The 16,265-nt window shown below is 70.7% G+C and carries 18 protein-coding genes; 9 read left to right on the top strand and 9 right to left on the bottom strand.

Annotated features, from left to right (window positions below; all coding sequences use genetic code 11):
- The first annotated feature begins 121 nt into the window (after positions 1–121).
- Complete coding sequence (locus tag AB0M39_RS29655; RefSeq protein ID WP_365369064.1) at positions 122–598, top strand: heme-degrading domain-containing protein; 477 nt, start codon at positions 122–124, stop codon at positions 596–598.
- A gap of 201 nt (positions 599–799) precedes the next feature.
- Here the strand turns inward: AB0M39_RS29655 and AB0M39_RS29660 are convergent, their stop codons facing one another.
- The 4 genes from AB0M39_RS29660 to AB0M39_RS29675 form a co-directional block, all read right to left on the bottom strand.
- A complete protein-coding gene (locus AB0M39_RS29660; RefSeq protein ID WP_365369032.1) occupies positions 800–1,660 on the bottom strand; it encodes a fumarylacetoacetate hydrolase family protein in 861 nt (286 codons plus the stop codon).
- 123 nt (positions 1,661–1,783) lie between these two features.
- Positions 1,784–2,521 carry a YidC/Oxa1 family membrane protein insertase gene (locus AB0M39_RS29665; protein ID WP_365369033.1) on the bottom strand — a complete coding sequence of 246 codons (738 nt, stop codon included), beginning with the start codon at positions 2,519–2,521 and terminating at the stop codon, positions 1,784–1,786.
- A gap of 87 nt (positions 2,522–2,608) precedes the next feature.
- Complete coding sequence (locus AB0M39_RS29670) at positions 2,609–2,923, bottom strand: DUF6412 domain-containing protein (protein ID WP_365369034.1); 315 nt, start codon at positions 2,921–2,923, stop codon at positions 2,609–2,611.
- Between the two features lie 65 nt (positions 2,924–2,988).
- Complete coding sequence (locus AB0M39_RS29675) at positions 2,989–3,690, bottom strand: class E sortase (RefSeq protein ID WP_365369035.1); 702 nt, start codon at positions 3,688–3,690, stop codon at positions 2,989–2,991.
- 277 nt (positions 3,691–3,967) lie between these two features.
- Here AB0M39_RS29675 and AB0M39_RS29680 point away from each other — a divergent pair, with 277 nt between their 5' ends.
- Positions 3,968–4,978 (top strand): SEC-C domain-containing protein, encoded by a 1,011-nt coding sequence (locus tag AB0M39_RS29680; RefSeq protein WP_365369036.1) that lies wholly within the window; start codon positions 3,968–3,970, stop codon positions 4,976–4,978.
- 4 nt (positions 4,979–4,982) lie between these two features.
- Here the strand turns inward: AB0M39_RS29680 and AB0M39_RS29685 are convergent, their stop codons facing one another.
- The gene (locus AB0M39_RS29685) at positions 4,983–6,104 is read right to left on the bottom strand and encodes a DUF3578 domain-containing protein (RefSeq protein ID WP_365369037.1); all 1,122 of its coding nucleotides are present in this window, start codon (positions 6,102–6,104) and stop codon (positions 4,983–4,985) included.
- Between the two features lie 112 nt (positions 6,105–6,216).
- Here AB0M39_RS29685 and AB0M39_RS29690 point away from each other — a divergent pair, with 112 nt between their 5' ends.
- Entirely contained in the window at positions 6,217–6,978 is a 762-nt protein-coding gene (locus tag AB0M39_RS29690) for an HNH endonuclease (RefSeq protein ID WP_365369038.1), read from the top strand.
- A 26-nt stretch (positions 6,979–7,004) separates the two neighbouring features.
- On the opposite strand, the gene AB0M39_RS29695 is transcribed toward AB0M39_RS29690, so the two are convergent.
- On the bottom strand, positions 7,005–7,637 hold the full coding sequence (locus AB0M39_RS29695; protein ID WP_365369039.1) for an ATP-binding protein: 633 nt from the start codon (positions 7,635–7,637) through the stop codon (positions 7,005–7,007).
- A gap of 216 nt (positions 7,638–7,853) precedes the next feature.
- On the opposite strand from AB0M39_RS29695, the gene AB0M39_RS29700 reads away from it, so the two are divergent.
- The 3 genes from AB0M39_RS29700 (at position 7,854) to AB0M39_RS29710 (ending at position 9,771) form a co-directional block, all read left to right on the top strand.
- Positions 7,854–8,699: a helix-turn-helix transcriptional regulator gene (locus AB0M39_RS29700; protein ID WP_365369040.1), complete on the top strand. Its 846-nt coding sequence runs from the start codon at positions 7,854–7,856 to the stop codon at positions 8,697–8,699.
- Positions 8,699–8,908, top strand: a complete 210-nt coding sequence (locus AB0M39_RS29705) for a DUF397 domain-containing protein (RefSeq protein WP_365369041.1) — start codon at positions 8,699–8,701, stop codon at positions 8,906–8,908. Before AB0M39_RS29700 ends, AB0M39_RS29705 begins: the two co-directional genes overlap by 1 nt.
- A 371-nt stretch (positions 8,909–9,279) precedes the next feature.
- Entirely contained in the window at positions 9,280–9,771 is a 492-nt protein-coding gene (locus AB0M39_RS29710; RefSeq protein ID WP_365369042.1) for an Ig-like domain-containing protein, read from the top strand.
- Positions 9,772–9,913: 142 nt separating this feature from the next.
- Here the strand turns inward: AB0M39_RS29710 and AB0M39_RS29715 are convergent, their stop codons facing one another.
- Together AB0M39_RS29715 and AB0M39_RS29720 are read right to left on the bottom strand one after the other, a co-directional pair.
- Positions 9,914–10,138: a hypothetical protein gene (locus AB0M39_RS29715; protein ID WP_365369043.1), complete on the bottom strand. Its 225-nt coding sequence runs from the start codon at positions 10,136–10,138 to the stop codon at positions 9,914–9,916.
- A 293-nt stretch (positions 10,139–10,431) separates the two neighbouring features.
- Entirely contained in the window at positions 10,432–10,932 is a 501-nt protein-coding gene (locus AB0M39_RS29720; RefSeq protein ID WP_365369044.1) for a hypothetical protein, read from the bottom strand.
- 251 nt (positions 10,933–11,183) lie between these two features.
- Between AB0M39_RS29720 and AB0M39_RS29725 the strand changes: the two genes are divergently transcribed.
- Positions 11,184–12,071, top strand: coding sequence for a CHRD domain-containing protein (locus AB0M39_RS29725; protein ID WP_365369045.1), 888 nt, complete (start codon positions 11,184–11,186; stop codon positions 12,069–12,071).
- Positions 12,072–12,281: 210 nt separating this feature from the next.
- On the opposite strand, the gene AB0M39_RS29730 is transcribed toward AB0M39_RS29725, so the two are convergent.
- Positions 12,282–13,628 carry a DUF445 domain-containing protein gene (locus AB0M39_RS29730; protein ID WP_365369046.1) on the bottom strand — a complete coding sequence of 449 codons (1,347 nt, stop codon included), beginning with the start codon at positions 13,626–13,628 and terminating at the stop codon, positions 12,282–12,284.
- A 147-nt stretch (positions 13,629–13,775) separates the two neighbouring features.
- Here AB0M39_RS29730 and AB0M39_RS29735 point away from each other — a divergent pair, with 147 nt between their 5' ends.
- Together AB0M39_RS29735 and AB0M39_RS29740 are read left to right on the top strand one after the other, a co-directional pair.
- Positions 13,776–15,014: an SGNH/GDSL hydrolase family protein gene (locus tag AB0M39_RS29735; RefSeq protein ID WP_365369047.1), complete on the top strand. Its 1,239-nt coding sequence runs from the start codon at positions 13,776–13,778 to the stop codon at positions 15,012–15,014.
- A gap of 26 nt (positions 15,015–15,040) precedes the next feature.
- Entirely contained in the window at positions 15,041–16,183 is a 1,143-nt protein-coding gene (locus AB0M39_RS29740) for a hypothetical protein (RefSeq protein WP_365369048.1), read from the top strand.
- Positions 16,184–16,265 lie beyond the last annotated feature (82 nt).

Below are 16,265 nucleotides of genomic sequence, written 5' to 3' on the forward strand. Positions count from 1 at the left end.
CGCGCCCCAGCCCTCGCACCAGCCCATGAAGCCCGCGCCCGGCCCGCATCCCGCGCCGGCCGTCCGGCCCTCGCACGTCGCCCACGCCGCGCAGGCGTCGAAGCCCCCACAGTCCGCCGAGCTGGCGCAGCTCACGCCCGACCAGCTGGTCGACGAGCTGTCGGACCAGGAGCGCCGCCTCACTCTGCGCCGGTTCAACCACTCCGACGCGTGGGCGCTCGGCAGCATGCTCGCCGACATGGCGCATCTGCGCCACGCCCCCGTCGCGATCGACATCCGCCGCGGCACGCAGCAGCTCTTCCACTGCGCACTGCCGGGTTCGAGCGCCGACAACGACGCCTGGATCGACCGCAAGCGCCGGGTCGTCGAGCGGTACGGCGAGAGCTCGTTCCTCGTCGGGGCCCGGCACCGGGCCCGGGGCAAGACCTTCGAGGAGTCCTCGCGTCTGGACCCCGACCGGTACGCGGCCCACGGCGGCTCGTTCCCGATCAGGGTCGAGGGAGCCGGGGTCATCGGCTCGGTGACCGTATCGGGCCTGCCACAGGCCGAGGACCACGCGATGGTGGTGGAGGCGCTGGAACGCTTCATAGCCTCCTGATCCGCACCCGGCCAGGCCTGACCCATCAGGTCCTGACACTCGGCGCCGCGCAAACCGTCGGCGCCTCAAAGACCAGGGGCCGCGGGGATATCCCCCGTACTCCCGCGGCCCCTTCCCAAGCCGCATCCCGCAGGCCCCCCGTCTGCGGGATGCGGCGCCCCCTCTCGCGGCTACTTCGCGCTGCCTCGCGCTACTTCCGCGCTACGCGTCCTTGAGCTCCTGGCGCTGCCGCCCGAGCCCCTCGACCTCCACCTCCACCACGTCGCCCGCCCGCAGGAACGGCTTAGGCTCCGGCTGCCCGAGCGCGACGCCCGCCGGCGTCCCGGTGTTGATCACGTCGCCGGGGTGGAGCGTCATGAACTGGCTGACGTACCGCACGACCTCCGCCACCGGGAAGATCTGGTCCGCGGTCCTGCCGTCCTGCTTGAGCTCGCCGTTGACCCACAGCCTCAGGCTCAGCGCCTGCGGGTCCGGCACCTCGTCCGCCGTCACGAGCCAGGGCCCGAGCGGGTTGAAGGTCTCGCAGTTCTTGCCCTTGTCCCAGGTGCCGCCGCGCTCGATCTGGAACTCGCGCTCCGAGACGTCGTGGGAGACGGCGTACCCGGCGACGTACGACAGGGGGTCCTCGTCGTCCTCCACATAGCGGGCCGTACGTCCGACGACCACCGCGAGCTCGACCTCCCAGTCGGTCTTGCGGCTGCGGCGCGGCACCAGCACGGTGTCGTTCGGGCCGACGACCGTGTCCGCCGCCTTGAGGAAGACGACGGGCTCGGCGGGGGTCGGGGCGCCGGTCTCGGCGGCGTGGTCGTGGTAGTTCAGCCCGATGCACACGACTTTGCCGATCCGGGCAAGCGGCGGCCCGACCCGCAGTCCGTCGGCGTCCAGCACGGGCAGCTCGCCGGCGTCGGCGGCGGCCCGTATCCGGGCGAGGGCGGAGGCGTCGGCGAGCAGTTCGCCGTCGACGTCGGCGACGAGGCCGGACAGGTCGCGCAGGGTCGTCCCATCCCGGTCCAGCAGGGCCGGGCGCTCCGCGCCAGCGGCGCCGACTCGCAGCAGCTTCATGGTCTGTCTCCCCTGGTCAGGTGTTGAGCCCGGCGATGGGTAGCGGCCATCGAAGTACGTAGGCTTGGCTGATCCTCCAAGACCTCCGACCACTCCGCAAGACCCCGTTCACAACCTGGACCGTTACGCGGCGGTAGCAAGCGCTCCGGCGACCGGCATGTCCCGGTACAGGAACACGCGCTCCACCGCGCTCCAGGTCGTGGTGGTCACGACGTAGAGCGCGGCGGCGAGCGGCACCACGGCCACGGTGATGAGCGTGGCGAAGGAGAGCAGCGGCATGATCTTGGTCATCGCCCCCATGCCGGGGATGGCCTGCTCCGGCTGCGGAGAGGCGGCCAGCTGCCGCTTCGTCCGCACGTAGTTGAACGTGGCCACCGCGGTGACGATCACGAAGAGGACGACGTACACCGCTCCCGCCCCGCCGAAGACCCCGCCGTGCGCGAGGGCGTCGGTCCAGTTGTCGCCGAGGGGGGCGGCGAAGAGGGTGTGGCCGAGCAGGCTGTTCGGCTCGCCGCCGATCTCGGAGTTGGAGAAGAGGTGGTACATCAGGAAGAACGCGGGCAGCTGGAGCAGGCTGGGCAGGCAGCCGGCGAGCGGCGAGACCTTCTCCTTGGCGTGCAGCTCCAGAAGCGCCTTCTGCATGCGCTCCTGATCCTTGCCGTGCTTCTTGCGCAGCTCCGCGATCTGCGGCGCGAGCCGGACCCGGGCCTTCTGCCCACGGGCGGCGGCGCGGGACAGGGGGTGGACGGCGAGCCGTACGAGCGCGGTGAAGACGATGATCGCGGCGGCGGTCGCGGAGGCGTGGAAGAGGGGCTGGAGCAGGTCGGCGAGCTGCTCGACGAGCGTGGCGAAAACAGACATGGGTGAGCCCTCCGGGGGTCTCGTCGTGCCGGAATGAGAGATGTCGGCAGGACGACCCGCGAGGGGTGTACGAGGAGAAGCGTGCCCCTACGCGGCCGTCAGGAGGGCGCGGCCGGGGGCTCGGGGCCGGGTGCGGCCCTTGGCGTCGGGATCTCGCTGCGGGAGGAACGCGGTGCGCTTCTCGCGGTCGCGGATGGCGGTGCGGATCCGGGTGCGCGGCACGGCGGGCGCGCAGCGGGCGCTGATGACGGCGCAGACGACGAGCGCGGAGCCGGCGGCGGCGGTGGCCGTCGCAGCGAGGGCGACGGCGGCGGCGAGGCTGCCGCCGTCGACGAGGAGGACTTCGACGAGGAGGAGCAGCAGGGCGGCGGGCCGCAGCAGTCGCGTCGTACGACGGATCACGCTGCCCCCTCCTCGCTGTCTCGAACCGCTGTGTCGAAGTCTTCGAAGGTCTTCGAACGGTCAGCCTAGCGCGGCTTCACGGACTTCAGCTTCCCCCATACGACGAGACGGTGCTTGGAGCTGTACTCGGGGGTGCATGTGGTGAGGGTCACGTAGTACCCGGGCTCGTCGTATCCGGCGCCGGGCTTCACGAGGCTGCGCGGGACGCGCTCGATCACTCCGGTGTCGCGGGGCGAGGTCTGCGGCAGGCTCCTGTCGACGGCGTAGACGTAGACCCCCTCCCGCGTCTCGACCTTGATCTCGTCGCCTGCGCGGAGCCGGTCGATGCGGCGGAAGGGCTCGCCGTGGGTGTTGCGATGTCCGGCGAGGGCGAAGTTCCCGGCCTCGCCTGGTTGGGCGGTCTGCGGGTAATGCCCTATATACCCCTTATCAAGGACGCCCTTCTTGGCGATGCCCTGTGCGACGGGGGCGACGACTCCGAGGCGCGGGATGCGCAGGACGGCGTACGCCTGGTCCCAACGGGGGGCGCTCCGCTCCCGACTGGACCGGCCGGGCGGGGACTCGGGGGCGGCGCCGTCGCCGGCGGTCGGCGGCGAGGACGGCGCCGCACCGGCCTCGTCGACCCGCTCGCCGTCCGTCTCGCCGCTCTGCCCGCCCCCGGTCGGAGCGGCCTCCCACTGCCTCTCGAGCGCCTGGACCTTGTCCTGCGCGCCCTGCCTGGCCTGCCGGTTGGTCCACCACAGCTGATGCACGACGAGAAGCAGCACGACGACCCCAAGGGTGACGGCGACCTCGGCCGCGCTCCAGAGCGCGCGGGCGAGCGAGGGGCGCCGCCGCGGGCTCCGCCCTTGGACGACGACCGCGTCGTCCCGACACCGGGTCCGTCCGCTCTCCCGACCCCCGGTCCGTTCGCTCCGCCGGCCCCGGGTCCGGTCACTCCCCCGTTCACGCCTCCGCTCGCGCACGGGCGCACGATAGGGCCTGCCTCTTCAACCCACCAGAGCTCTCCCCTGCGAACCCCCGTACAGCAGTACGGTGTCCACCATGCGCCCCGACACTCCTGCCGATCACACCGCCGAAGCCGAGCGCCTGCTGCGCACCGCCGCGCAGTACCCCGAAGACCACGAGCCGCTGCTCCTGCAGGCCGCGGCCCACCTGGAACTGTCCGGCGACCGCGACCAGGCCTCGACCCTCTACGACCGCCTCCTCGCGTCCACCCCGGAACACCCCCTGCTGATCAAGGCCCTCCAGGCGGCGAACCTCTGGGAGTACGGCCACGAGGCGGAGGCCCGCGCCCTGATCGACGGCATCCGCACCGCGGCTCCGACGGACGCGGCACCGTGGGAGATCGTCGCCGAGACCCTGGAGTCGCACGACGAGCTCGAGGCGTCGCACGAGTGCTTCACGACGGCGGTGACGCTGCTGCTCCCGTCGCCGGACGAGGACGTCCCGTACGCCACGCAGTCCCTCCTCACGGGCCGCCACCGCGTCCGCCGCCTGCTGGCCCTGCCGCACGACGAGTGGGACACCCTGGCGGACGGCGTCCACGCCTCGGACATCCCCCTGGACGAGCTCCACGACCCCAAACGCCTCTGGGCGCTGGGCTCGGACAACCCGGCGGAACTCCAGGCCGAGATCGCCCGCCTCCGCTCGGAACTGGGCTCGTACCGCTCGGCGTTGTCCCGCCCGTTCCCGGTGGCGGTGCTCCACTGGCCGGAGTCCGAACTGGACGAACTGCTGGCCTCGTACCCCGAGCTCGAATCGGAGTACCCGACCCACGCGGCCCATCTGACGGACATCGAGGCCTCGTTGCGCGACCTGGCGTCGACGGGCACGGCCAACCTGGGCATCGTCCCGGCGACGGTCCCCTCGTACGAGGCCTTCGCCGCCTCGGAACAGTCCTCCCCGTCGAACGCGGACCTGCTCCCCCAGTACGCGACAACCCTGGCGGCCAGGGGCCGAGCATCAGCCTGGCCCCCGGCGAGGGGCGCGTCCTGCTGGTGCGGGTCGGGGACGGCGTACCGGGACTGCCACGGGGGGATGGAGGTGAGGTGAGCGCTCAGCGCCCCACGCCGACCAGCCCCGAGGCGACCGCTCCGGCGGACCCATCCCATCCCTGCCCGTCCTGCGCCTGCCAGACGGACGCGATGTCGTGGTCTTCGAGATAGGAGGCGTACACCCCTATGTCCTCGGTGAAGAGACCCAGCAGGCGAGGGAGCGGCATGTCACGCTCGCGATAGAGGAAGTGCCGGTATTCGAGTAGCTGCCCTACCGCCCCACGGACAGCCGAGGTCGGATTCCCCTTGGCCACCACCTTGGCTTCGACGAGCCACTCCTCCCGCCCGGCCCCGGCCGTCGCCCGATGCAGGACGAGGTCCTTGGGGTGGACGCCCACGGTGGTGGGCACGTACCCCCTGTCCGCGACGTACTGACCGAACGCGGCGATCAGGGCCTCGTGCGAGCGCTTCTTGATCTGCTGCCTCGCGGCGATGTTGGCGATGTAGTCGCTGCTGTCCTTGGGGCGGAAGCCGTCCAGGGAGACCGACCCGACGTGACGGTCGCTCGGATACTCCAACTCCATCTCGCGCCCTCGTCCTTCGAGCCACCAAAGCCGCTCGGCAGTCGCGGCGCGCTGGAGGAGGCTCGCCGCCTGGCTCAGGTCGTCGCGGAGCTCCTCCTCCCGGGGCATGTCGGCGATCTCGTAGCGTCGGGCGACGACGCTGCCGGCTTCGTACGTGACGGGCCGCCAACCTGACGCGCCCAGGGCGAGAGGCTGGCGCCAGCCCGTCGCCAGCCTCTCGGGAAGCGCGCCGCGAAGAACTCTCGCCCGATCTCTCAGGTGCGCGCAGAGATCCCTCTTCGCTTGAAATCGCTCCTCCAGAAGCGTCATCCCCTGCTGCAACGTCAGTGTCACAGCCGACAGTTCAGCGCTGAAGAGGTAGGCAAGATACAGCCCCTGCTTCGGATCCTCGGAGACGTCCGGGTCGAACACCCCCACCCAGGGAGTGCTGGTGGCGTTCCCTTGCCCGCCGTACCCGCGCGCGACGAAGCCGGAGGGCAGGGGCAGCTCGTGGTCCCGCCCCACTGCTCGCAGGAGATCCTGCGCGGGGACTCCCCGCGCTGTTCCGGCCGCCTTGTTATACGTCTTGGCCACTTCGCCGAGCAGATCACGTATATCCATGAGGGGACAGTAGTCACTCCCCGTACACCGGTGATCAGACTTCGATCAGAGCGCGCCGCAGGAGGCCACAATCACCACCCACAACAGGACGAACGCTCGTACGATATCCGTCATGCGTAGCCCTGATTGGAACCAGGATGAGCTGTTGCTGATCGGCGCTCGCCTCGTCGAGAACGACTGGCGTCAGCTCCGGGTCTATCAACAGGCCACGCACGAACTGGCCGAGCTGCTCCGCGCGCTCCCCCTCCACGACCCAGCCGCCCGGGATCTCGCGGAGTTCCGGTCGGCGGGCAGCATCAGCCGCAAGAGCGCAGACCTGATCACCAGCCGTCGCGACTACAACGGCGGGGCCACCAAAGGCGGCCAGCTCACCAAACTGGTCACCGAGGCTTTCGTCACTCGGGAAGCCGAGATGCTCCAAGCCGCACGCGCCATCGAGGCGGGCATCGGCTCTGGCCAACTCGTTCAGATCCCGGAACAACCGGACGAGATCGGCGAAGACGGCACGACGGCCCCCGAGGGCCGGCTCCTGGCGCGCTGGGCGATTTCCCGCGAGAGGAACCCGAAGCTACGGAAGCGCAAGATCGACCAAACGCGTAAGCGGGGCCTGCCCCTCCAGTGCGAGGTGTGCGCGTTCCACTTCGAGCGCACCTATGGCGAGCTCGGGCGGGACTACATCGAAGTCCACCACGTGCTCCCCCTCCACATCTCCGGCCCTCGCGAGACCAAGCTCGACGACCTGGCCCTGGTGTGCGCCAACTGCCATCGCATGTGCCACAGAGGCCGTAAAGTCCATGACGGCGCATCGTGGCGCACCCCGGCCGCCGTGCGGGCGCAGATCGAGGAAGCCAAGCGGGCAGGTCCGCCGAGTTAGTCGCCCCGCGGTACACGGCATGGGCGTCAAGCCGCCTCGGCCTCGAAGCGCATCTGTGCCCGCTCCAGGACGGCGTCCGGGTCGCCGCCTTGCGCAGTCAGCCAGTGAAGAAGGTCTGCGATCAGCTCAGTCGCCGAAGTCTCCAGGACGGGGAGGCGACTGAGACTGGGCCCACCCGGGCTGCGGCCGGCCAGCTGATATCCGTCCAGCGCGGCTGTCGCGCGCTGGACGCGGAGGCACTGCCCGGCGCCGTCCAGGGCGAATTCGCACCACACCGCCTTGCCCGTCGCGGTCACGATCGTGCCCCAGTCCGCCGACATGCCTGCCAGCAGATGAAGCCCCCGCCCACACTCGGCTCCGCACTCCTGGTCCACCGCCGTGGGCACAGCGGGGCTCCGATCATGAACCTCCACGCGAAGAGCCCCCTCACTCGGCTCCATGACGAGAGTCGCCACCGCCCCGTCGCCTACGTGCTTGATCACATTCGTCGCGAGCTCAGTGACAGCCAGCTCAACCTCGTCGGCCAGAGCAGGAACGCCCCATTGAGTGAGCTGCTCCCTCACGTAGCGGCGAAGCGCGCACATCCTGGCCGGCTCCGCCTCGAAGGGCAGGACACAACGGATGCGGGACGGGTTGGTGGTCAGTTCCTTGCCGCACATAGCCGCACTCCCTTCTGCGCCGCAGCAGCCTGCGCCCGCCGTATCCGTACGACTGCGCTGCGTAGCGATCCGATGGCGAGTATGGCATTGAGAACTCTCACGATGAAACTTCTCACGTATCTCGATCGGGTGATTCCGTTGGTCGCCTAACTCGCCGTCTGCCTAGCCTTGTTGGCGGCCAGAGGGCTGGCCCACACGCAACGGAAGGTCTCTGCCATGTCAGCGAGGGCCACCACTCGACGCCGCCAACTGGGCGTGACGATGCGCAAGATGCGCGCACGGAAGGGCATGACGCTCGAGGAGGCCGGCCAGCTCGTCGGAATCTCGAAAGCCACGGTCAGTCGCTACGAGACGCAGGAAGGACCTGTGAAGTGGCCGATCGTCGAGGCGCTGTGCCGTGAGTACGGCGCGAGCGAGGCTGAGCGAAAGGCTGTGGTCGCACTCGCCAAGGACGCGAAGCAGCAGGGCTGGTGGAGCTCCTTCGCCGATTCCATCCCCGAGACGATGAACCTGCTTCTCACGCTTGAGGATGAGGCTGTTCGCGAGGACCACTTCAACTGCCTCTACGTGCCCGGCCTCTTGCAGACCCGCAGCTACACGGAGGCCGTGCAGCATGCCTCCGAGATGAGGCTGCCGCCCAAAGAGACCGAGCGCCTCGTAGACATCCGGATGAAGCGCCAAGAGATCCTCACCCGGGCCAAGCCGCTGCACCTCTGGGCGATCCTCGACGAGTCGGTGATCCGTCGGGTCGTCGGCTCGCGCGACGTGATGAGAGAGCAGCTCAGCCATCTGCTCCAAGCCAACGAGTCTCCCGGCGTCACTCTCCAAGTGCTGCCCTTCTCGAAAGGCGCCCACTCGGCGGCCATGGGCAGCTTCGTCATCCTCGGCGGTCCGGAGCCCAGCCTGGATGTCGTCTACGTGGACATCCACCTCGGCTCGCTCTTCATGGAGAAGGAGGCGGAACTGGACCGATACCGGCTTGCGTTCGACTACCTCCGCGCACAAGCGTTGGACATGGCCGCATCCTCAGCCCTGATCGAACGCGTCCGCGAGGAGATGTGATGCAGAGCAGCACCCCTGAGATACCAGCCCGCGCCTGGTTCAAGTCGTCCTACAGTGGGGCAAACACTAGCGAATGTGTCGAGGTCGCCCCCACCGCGCGGATCGTCGCCGTGCGGGATTCCAAGAACCCCCACGGGCCCCGGCTCGCCCTCCCCGCCTCCGCTTGGGGGGACTTCGTCGGGGCCCTTCGGGAGGGGCGGCTGGGCTGAGGGCGATCAACGGGCCCGGCTCCCGCAGTCCCAGCAGGCCGGCGCCCCCGCCCAGGGCCCGGCCGCGCGCCCGAGGGGTGCCGTGGGTCTTGATCAGAGCCTCCGTCACTGTGCGCATACAGGAGACGCGCCCTCTGTCCTGCTCTTCCCCGGCCACAGGGGTGTGAACTCGCTCTTCCGTGCCATCCGACCCACCACGAACGTGATCACTTACCGTCAGCATCTACTCACGATCATCACAACTCGGCCACGAATAGTCCCACTTCTATCAACATCAGCAAACCGGAATGCCATGCTCAGGCCTCTCAGCTCGGACCCGTCGGCTTTGGGGGACACTCATGACCCGGACTTGTACGCATAGACGCACCCTGGTGGCAGCAGCCGGTGTGGCGATGGCCGTACTCGGGGTCGGCGCCTGTGGGTCCGAGACCGCCAAGAGCTCCGAGTCCGCCGCCGGGAAGGCTGGCGCCGGTGCGGCCGGCACGGCCGCGCCGACCGGGCGAGGCGTGCTGGAGCTCGGCAGCGACGAGGAGAGCGCCGGCGCCGGGGAGGCGCTCGTCGTGAAGGTGCTGACCAACGACAACGTCACCCTCGCGGACGGGACCGGCGGGAATGTGCAGATGGTGCTCGACGACGCGGCCTTCAGCGTCGCCGTCGAGACCCAGCCCGCGCACGGGACCGCGACCGTCGACGGGAACACGATCGTCTACAAGTCGACCGCCGGGTACGTCGGCGAGGACAAGTTCACCTACCGCGTGAAGGTGACCACGGGGGAAGCCCTGTCCGAGACCGCCGTCGCGCGCATCACCGTGGCCGCGCCCACGTCGTCGCCGAAGACCGCCACGGAGCCCGACGCCTCGTAGGCGAACTGCGAGCGCCCGGATCCGCTCAGGGCGCGCTGAACACCGCCCTCGAGCCTGCACGACCACAGGCTCGAGGGCTTCTGGCTGATCGCCCAGGGCGACGCCAGCAGGCCAGCGGTCGGCTCGCCCAAGCGCTGGCCCCCTAACAGCGCTCCGCCGCCCCCGGAGACCGCAGCCGCGAGGCGCCGGCCTGGCGCGGCGCGGGCGAGACGTACCGCCGGCTGGACCGGCACGGCGAGGCGGCGGACTTCCACTGCCGGGCAGCCCCGTCCACCGTCGGCTCGCCGACGCCCGCCACGAGTCGCCGGCCCTGGAGGGCCTGGGCGCGGCCGCGCTCGCCGAGGGCGTCGAGGCGGCCGGACGGCACTGGCGGGACGCGCTCAGGCTCCTCGACGGGTACGACGGCCCGCGGCCGCCCCGCCGCCCCGCCGGCCCGCTCGCGGCGGAGGCCCGGTAAGCCTCGCCGCACAATCCGCCGCGCGAGCCGAACGGGAAATCACCGCCGCACACCCCCGACGCATCGGCATGTGCATGATCTGCTCACGCCCGTGATATTCGAGACTTCACCCCTCGGTGAATTCCTCCGCCGATTATGAAGGATTCATTAATTCCACTTGCCGGTGTTCTTACGCGGCTCTCACATCACGCCTTACACCGTCGTCACACCGTCTTCTTGACGAGCTTTCCGTCCGCCGCCACCACGAACCACTCGCCGTCCAGGCCCTGTCCGTTCACGTCCCCCGGCGTCGCGTCGCCGACGTAGTAGTACAGCGGCCAGTCCCCGTACGTCGCCTGCTCCGCGCCCTCGCCCAGCTTCGTCTCCTTCAGGAGGGAGGCCTTCGAGCCCGGGCCCGCCTTCACGTCCTTCGAGGAGGTGAGCGCCGGCCAGACCGCGATGCAGTCGGCGTCGCAGTTGCTCGCGCCGGGCTTGTCCTTGGTGAATCCGTAGAGCGTACGGCCGGAGTCGTCGACCAGGATCGTGCCGAGCTCCGAGTCCGCCGTCTTGATCGAGACCGTCTTCGCGGGCTTCGCCGGCTTCGCCGCCCCGCCCTCGGAGGCGGCGCCGTGGTCGGCCGCGCCGCCTCCGCAGGCCGCCAGGGTCAGCAGGGCCAGGGACGTCAGCGGTGCGGCGAGAAGAGCTTTCCTGCGGGTGCTGTTCATGGTCGTTCCCCCGGTTCGTTGTGAGTGAGTGGGTACGCAGAGTGGTACGACGTCAACTGACCGACAGTTCAACTGAATTCGCGATTATTTTCTTTGAACCGGGCGACTGGCGAATGCGTACTCCATCGCGACCGGCCCCGAACGGAGTCGGCCTCAACGGGAGGACAGAAACAGTGCAGAAGCGTTATCTCGCCGTTACCGGCAGCGTAATTGTTCTCAGTGTTGCGGGTGTTTCCGGAGTTAATCCGGCTGTGGCGCACGAGGGGCACGGTGGACACGAGGCGCATGGGGCGAGCACCTCCAGCCGCGACACCTCCGCCACGTTCACCAAGCCCTCCTCCGGGCGCGCCCTCACCTTCGCCGCGGAGCTGTCCGGCGCCAACGAGGTGCCCGTCGACGGCGGGCCCGCGGTCAACGACCCGGACGGCAAGGCCGTCGCCCTCGTCAAGGTCAAGGGCGACCGTGTGACCTTCGCCCTCCGGTGGCACGGGTTCACGCCCAGCCTCGGGCACATCCACCAGGGCGCCGCCGGGCAGAACGGGGCGGTCAAGGTGCCCCTCTTCGGGACCGCCATGCCCGACACCGTGCACTCCGCCGCCGGGCAGGTCGCCGTCACCGACGCCGCCCTCGCCAAGAGCATCCGCACGGACCCGGCCGGCTTCTACGTCAACCTCCACAGCGCCGAGTTCCCCGGCGGCGCCGTGCGCGGACAGCTCAAGCCCCTCCACAAGCCCGTGAACCCGCTCGACGTCATCAAGGGCGGCAAGCTGCGGGCCCTGTCCAACGGGGACCAGGAAGTGCCCAAGGACGACGCCTCGAAGGTCGGCGACCCCGACGGGCACGCCGTGACCTTCCTGCACCCCAAGGGCAGCGCCGTCGACTACTCCCTCGCCTGGATCGACATCAAGAGCCCGTCGAAGGGCCACATCCACAAGGGCCGGTTCGGCAAGAACGGCGACGTCGTCTTCGACTTCTTCAACCGGCCGGTGCCGGAGGGGATCTTCGCCGTCTCGGGGCGGCTGGAGGGCCAGAACCCGGACGTCGTCAAGCGCGTCCGCGACAACCCCCGCAACTACTACTCCAACATCCACACCGCCGAGTTCCCCGACGGCGCGGTCCGAGGGCAGCTCTTCCACTGACCCCGGACCCGGGCGACCGGAGCCGAGCGGGCCCATTGCGGGAGGCGCCGGCAGGGCACGGACAGATATTCGACTGAACAGCGCCGAAGTCCAGTACGTACCTCACTGCACCTCCCCAAGGTGGCTGGGCGCGTGACCGTCAGGCAGGGACCGGTCGCGCGCCCGGCGTATGTCACCCGCCCAGCGCGTGCACCACCCGCCCGGCGTATGTCACCCGCCCAGCGCGTGCGCCACCGTGTAGATCAGCAGACCCGCCAGCGCTCCGACCACCGTGCCGTTGATCCGGATGAACTGCAGGTCCCTGCCGATGTGCGCCTCGATCTTGCGCGAGGTGTGCTCCGCGTCCCAGCTCGCCACCGTGTCGGAGATCAGCGAGGTGATCTCGGCGCGGTACGTCGTCACCACGTACACCGCCGCGTCCTCCACCCAGCCCTCGACCTTCGCCTGGAGCCGGCCGTCCGTCGCCAGGCGCCCGCCCAGCGAGAGCAGCGAGGAGCGCGCCCGCAGACGCAGTTCGCTGCGGTCGTCCTCCGCCGCGGAGATGATCATGGTGCGTACGGAGGACCAGACCGACGCGATCACGTCCTGCACCTCGGAGCGCGACAGCAGCTCGGACTTCATCCGCTCCACCCGCGCCCGGGTGTCCGTGTCCGACTGGAGGTCGGAGGCGAAGTCCGTCAGGAAGCGGTCGATCGCGCCGCGCGCCGGGTGGCCCGGCATGTCCCGCATCTCGGTGACGAAGCGCAGCAGCTCCTTGTAGACGCGCTCGCCGACCTTGCGGTCCACGAAGCGCGGGGTCCAGCCGGGGGCGCCGCCCTCGACCGCGACCATCACGGAGTCGGCGTGCAGGACCAGCCAGTCGTACGCGCGGGCGCAGATCAGGTCGACGGCCCGGTGGTGCGCGCCGTCGGCGACGACCTTCTCCAGGGTCTTGCCTATGCCCGGGGCGATCTCGGCGCTGTTCGCGCGGCGCGTGATCGCCTCGCCGACGACGGCCTGGACGTCGGAGTCGCGCAGCACGGTCAGCGCGCCGCGCAGGGCCGTGGAGAGCTCGGCCGTCACCCGATCGGCGTGCGCGGGCTCCGCGAGCCAGGCGCCGAGGCGGCCGCCGATGCCGAGGGCGTGCAGCCGGGTGCGTACGACGTCGCCGGAGAGGAAGTTCTCGCCGACGAAGTGGCCGAGCGAGGCTCCGAGCTGGTCTTTCTTGTTCGGGATGATCGCCGTGTGCGGGATGGGCAGGCCCAGCGGGTGGCGGAAGAGGGCCGTGACCGCGAACCAGTCGGCCAGCGCGCCCACCATGCCCGCCTCCGCCGCGGCGGCCACATAGCCCGCCCAGGGCCCGGCCCCGGAGTTCTTCGCCCAGGTGGCGAGTACGAAGATCAGCGCGACGAGCAGCAGCAGCCCGGTCGCCGTCGCCTTCATCCGGCGTACGCCGCGCTGCTTCTCCGCGTCCGCCTCGGTGTACGCGAACGACGGCAGCGGCAGGCCCGTGCGCCCCGCGGGCGCGACGGCCTGCGCCTCGCCCCCGCCGATCTGGTCGGCTTCTGTACGTTTCATCCGCTCCACCCGTCCGCGCGGCCCTCGTACGCACCCGTACGCATTGTCTGCTCTTCTCCGCCTATCTGATGCGCCTACCTGATGTGCCTACCTGAGGTACTCCTGGGCCGCACATCGAGTTCCCGCGGCATGCCGGATGATGTGTGCATGAACAAGCGCCACGGGTACGCGACCCTCGCGGCCCTCACGGCTGTAGTGGTCCTCATCTGCTGCGCCATATATCTCGGAGTCGGGGCCGCTCAGGGCCGTACCGCCGTCCGCACGCCCGAAGCCGCCGCCCCCGCATGGGTGGGGACCTGGGCCGCTTCCCCCGCGACAGCCGTCGCCGACAGCCGGCGGGGGCGGACGTATCCCGCCGGGCAGTCCGTACGGAATGTCGTGCACACCAGCATCGGCGGCACGGCCGCCCGCATCACCGTCACCAACCTCCTCGGCGCCGAGCAGCTCAAGATCGCCCAGGTCTCGCTCGCCCTCCGCGCGGACCACGGCTCCGCCGCCGTGCCGGGCACGCTGCGCCGGGTCACGTTCGGCGGGGCAGGCTCGGTCGTCGTCGCCCCCGGCGCGCAGCGGCTCAGCGACCCGGTCGCGCTCCAGGTCCCGCACGACGGCGACCTGCTGGTCACGATCCACACCCCGGGCCCCGGCGGCCCGGTCACCAGCCACCCGCAGGCGCGCCAGACCTCCTACCTCGCCGTCGGCGACCGTACGCAGGACGTGCGCGGGGACGCCTACACCCGGCAGACCCCCTCCTGGCACCACCTGGCCTCCGTCGACGTGCTGACCCCGGACGCGCGCGGCGCGGTCGTCGCCATCGGCGACTCGATCACCGACGGGGTCACCTCGACCTCCGACGCCAACGTCCGCTGGCCCGACGTGCTCGCCGACCGGCTGGGAGGCCGCTACGGAGTCCTCAACCAGGGCATCAGCGGCAACCGTCTGCTGACGTACGGCCGCGGCCCCAGCACCCTCGCCCGCTTCGAGCGCGATGTGCTCGACCAGTCGGGCGTCAGCACCGTCATCGTCGCCATCGGCATAAACGACCTGCTGCGCTCGCCGTACGGCCCCACCGCCGACCGGATCACCGCCGGGCTCGCCGACCTCTCCCGCCGGGCGCACGCGCGCGGCCTGCGCGTCGTGGGCACGACGCTGCTGCCGTGCGGCGGCCATTACCTGTGCACCCCGGCCGTCGACGCCGCCCGGATCCAGGTCAACTCCGCCGTCCGCAAGGGCCGGATCTTCGACGCGGTCGTCGACTTCGACCGGGCGCTGCGCGATCCGTACTCGCCGTACCGGATGCGCCCGGCGTACGACTCCGGGGACCATCTGCACCCCAGCGACGCCGGCTATCTGCGGATGGGCCGGGCTGTGGACCTGGCTCAGCTCTGAGCGAGGGCGCTCGCTACTCTCCTCGGATGCGCATGCGCGAATGGTTCAGGCAGGCTTCCCCCCGGCGGCGGATCGCGGCCGTGGCGCTGCCGACGGCGGTCGTGGTCGCCGCGGCCGGCACGGCGGTCGCGCTGAGCGGCGGCGAGGCGGAGAAGCCCTGCTGGAAGGTCCCTTCGACGACGGCGGCCCTCGCCGACGACCCCGCGGCGGCGACCAAGGCCCTCGACCCGGGCGACGACCTGTCCCGGTACGACGTCATGGACGAGCTGCTGAGCGAGGAGCATCTGCGCGCCTGCGACGGGCAGGGAGCGATCCTCGGCAAGGTCGTCCTGGGCGCCTCCGTCGGCGGACCGGGCGGGCCGCACACCTTGGCGCAGGCGCGGACCGCGTACGCGGCCGCCGCCGCGCTGTCGGAGGGCAGCGAGCCGCTGCCCGACGGGATGAGCCCGTACATCGCGCGGTTGACGGCCGAGTACATCGTCGACGTGCAGCGCAGCTGGTTCGCCAACCCGAGCCGGCGGGACTTCGTCAGGCCCGCCGGGACGTACGAGGAGAGCAAGGAGTGGGCGGGCGAGTTCCCCGACCGCCGCGACGCCACGGCCGCGTTCAGCGTCGACAGCTACGAGGCCGACACCGATGTGTCGTTCAAGCGGATCGTCGAGCGGGCGGCGGGCGACCCGGAGGCGTTCGCCGTGCTGTACGACGCCTACCGCGCCTACTTCGCGTACTACCTGGAGCGGCTGGACGGCAAGGGCGAGGTGCCCTCCCTGCGCGACGCGAAGTACGACACGTCGGGCACGGCCGACCTCGACCTGGGCGGCGCGGCAAGGAGCATCGGCACGCTGATGCAGCTGCGCGCGAACGGCGTGCAGGACGGCACGATCCACGACGCGGCCGCCTTCGACCAGTCGGTGTGGAAGCACAGCAGGGGCTCGTTCCCGACGGCGGCCCGGCAGGTCGCCGACGCGCCGCCGATGGGCGAGATCGCCGCGCGGGCGGCGGGAGTCGGCGCGAAGGCGCCGGCCGCGACCCTGCTGGACGGCAGGCGCCAGCTGTACGCCGCGCTGGAGAAGTGGGGCGAGGAGCGCGGGATCACGGCGGGCCGGGTGGCCGAACTGCGCCTCAGGATCGACGAGTCGTTCGTCAACGGGATGCGGGAAGCGATCTGAGGCGGCGTGGCGCCCGGGGCGCCGCGCTGGGCGGGCCTCGGGCGCGCGGAGCGGGCTCGCCGACCGCTTCTACCGCTTCGGC

The sequence above is a fragment of the Streptomyces sp. NPDC051907 genome (genome assembly GCF_040681075.1).
Taxonomy (GTDB): Bacteria; Actinomycetota; Actinomycetes; order Streptomycetales; family Streptomycetaceae; genus Streptomyces.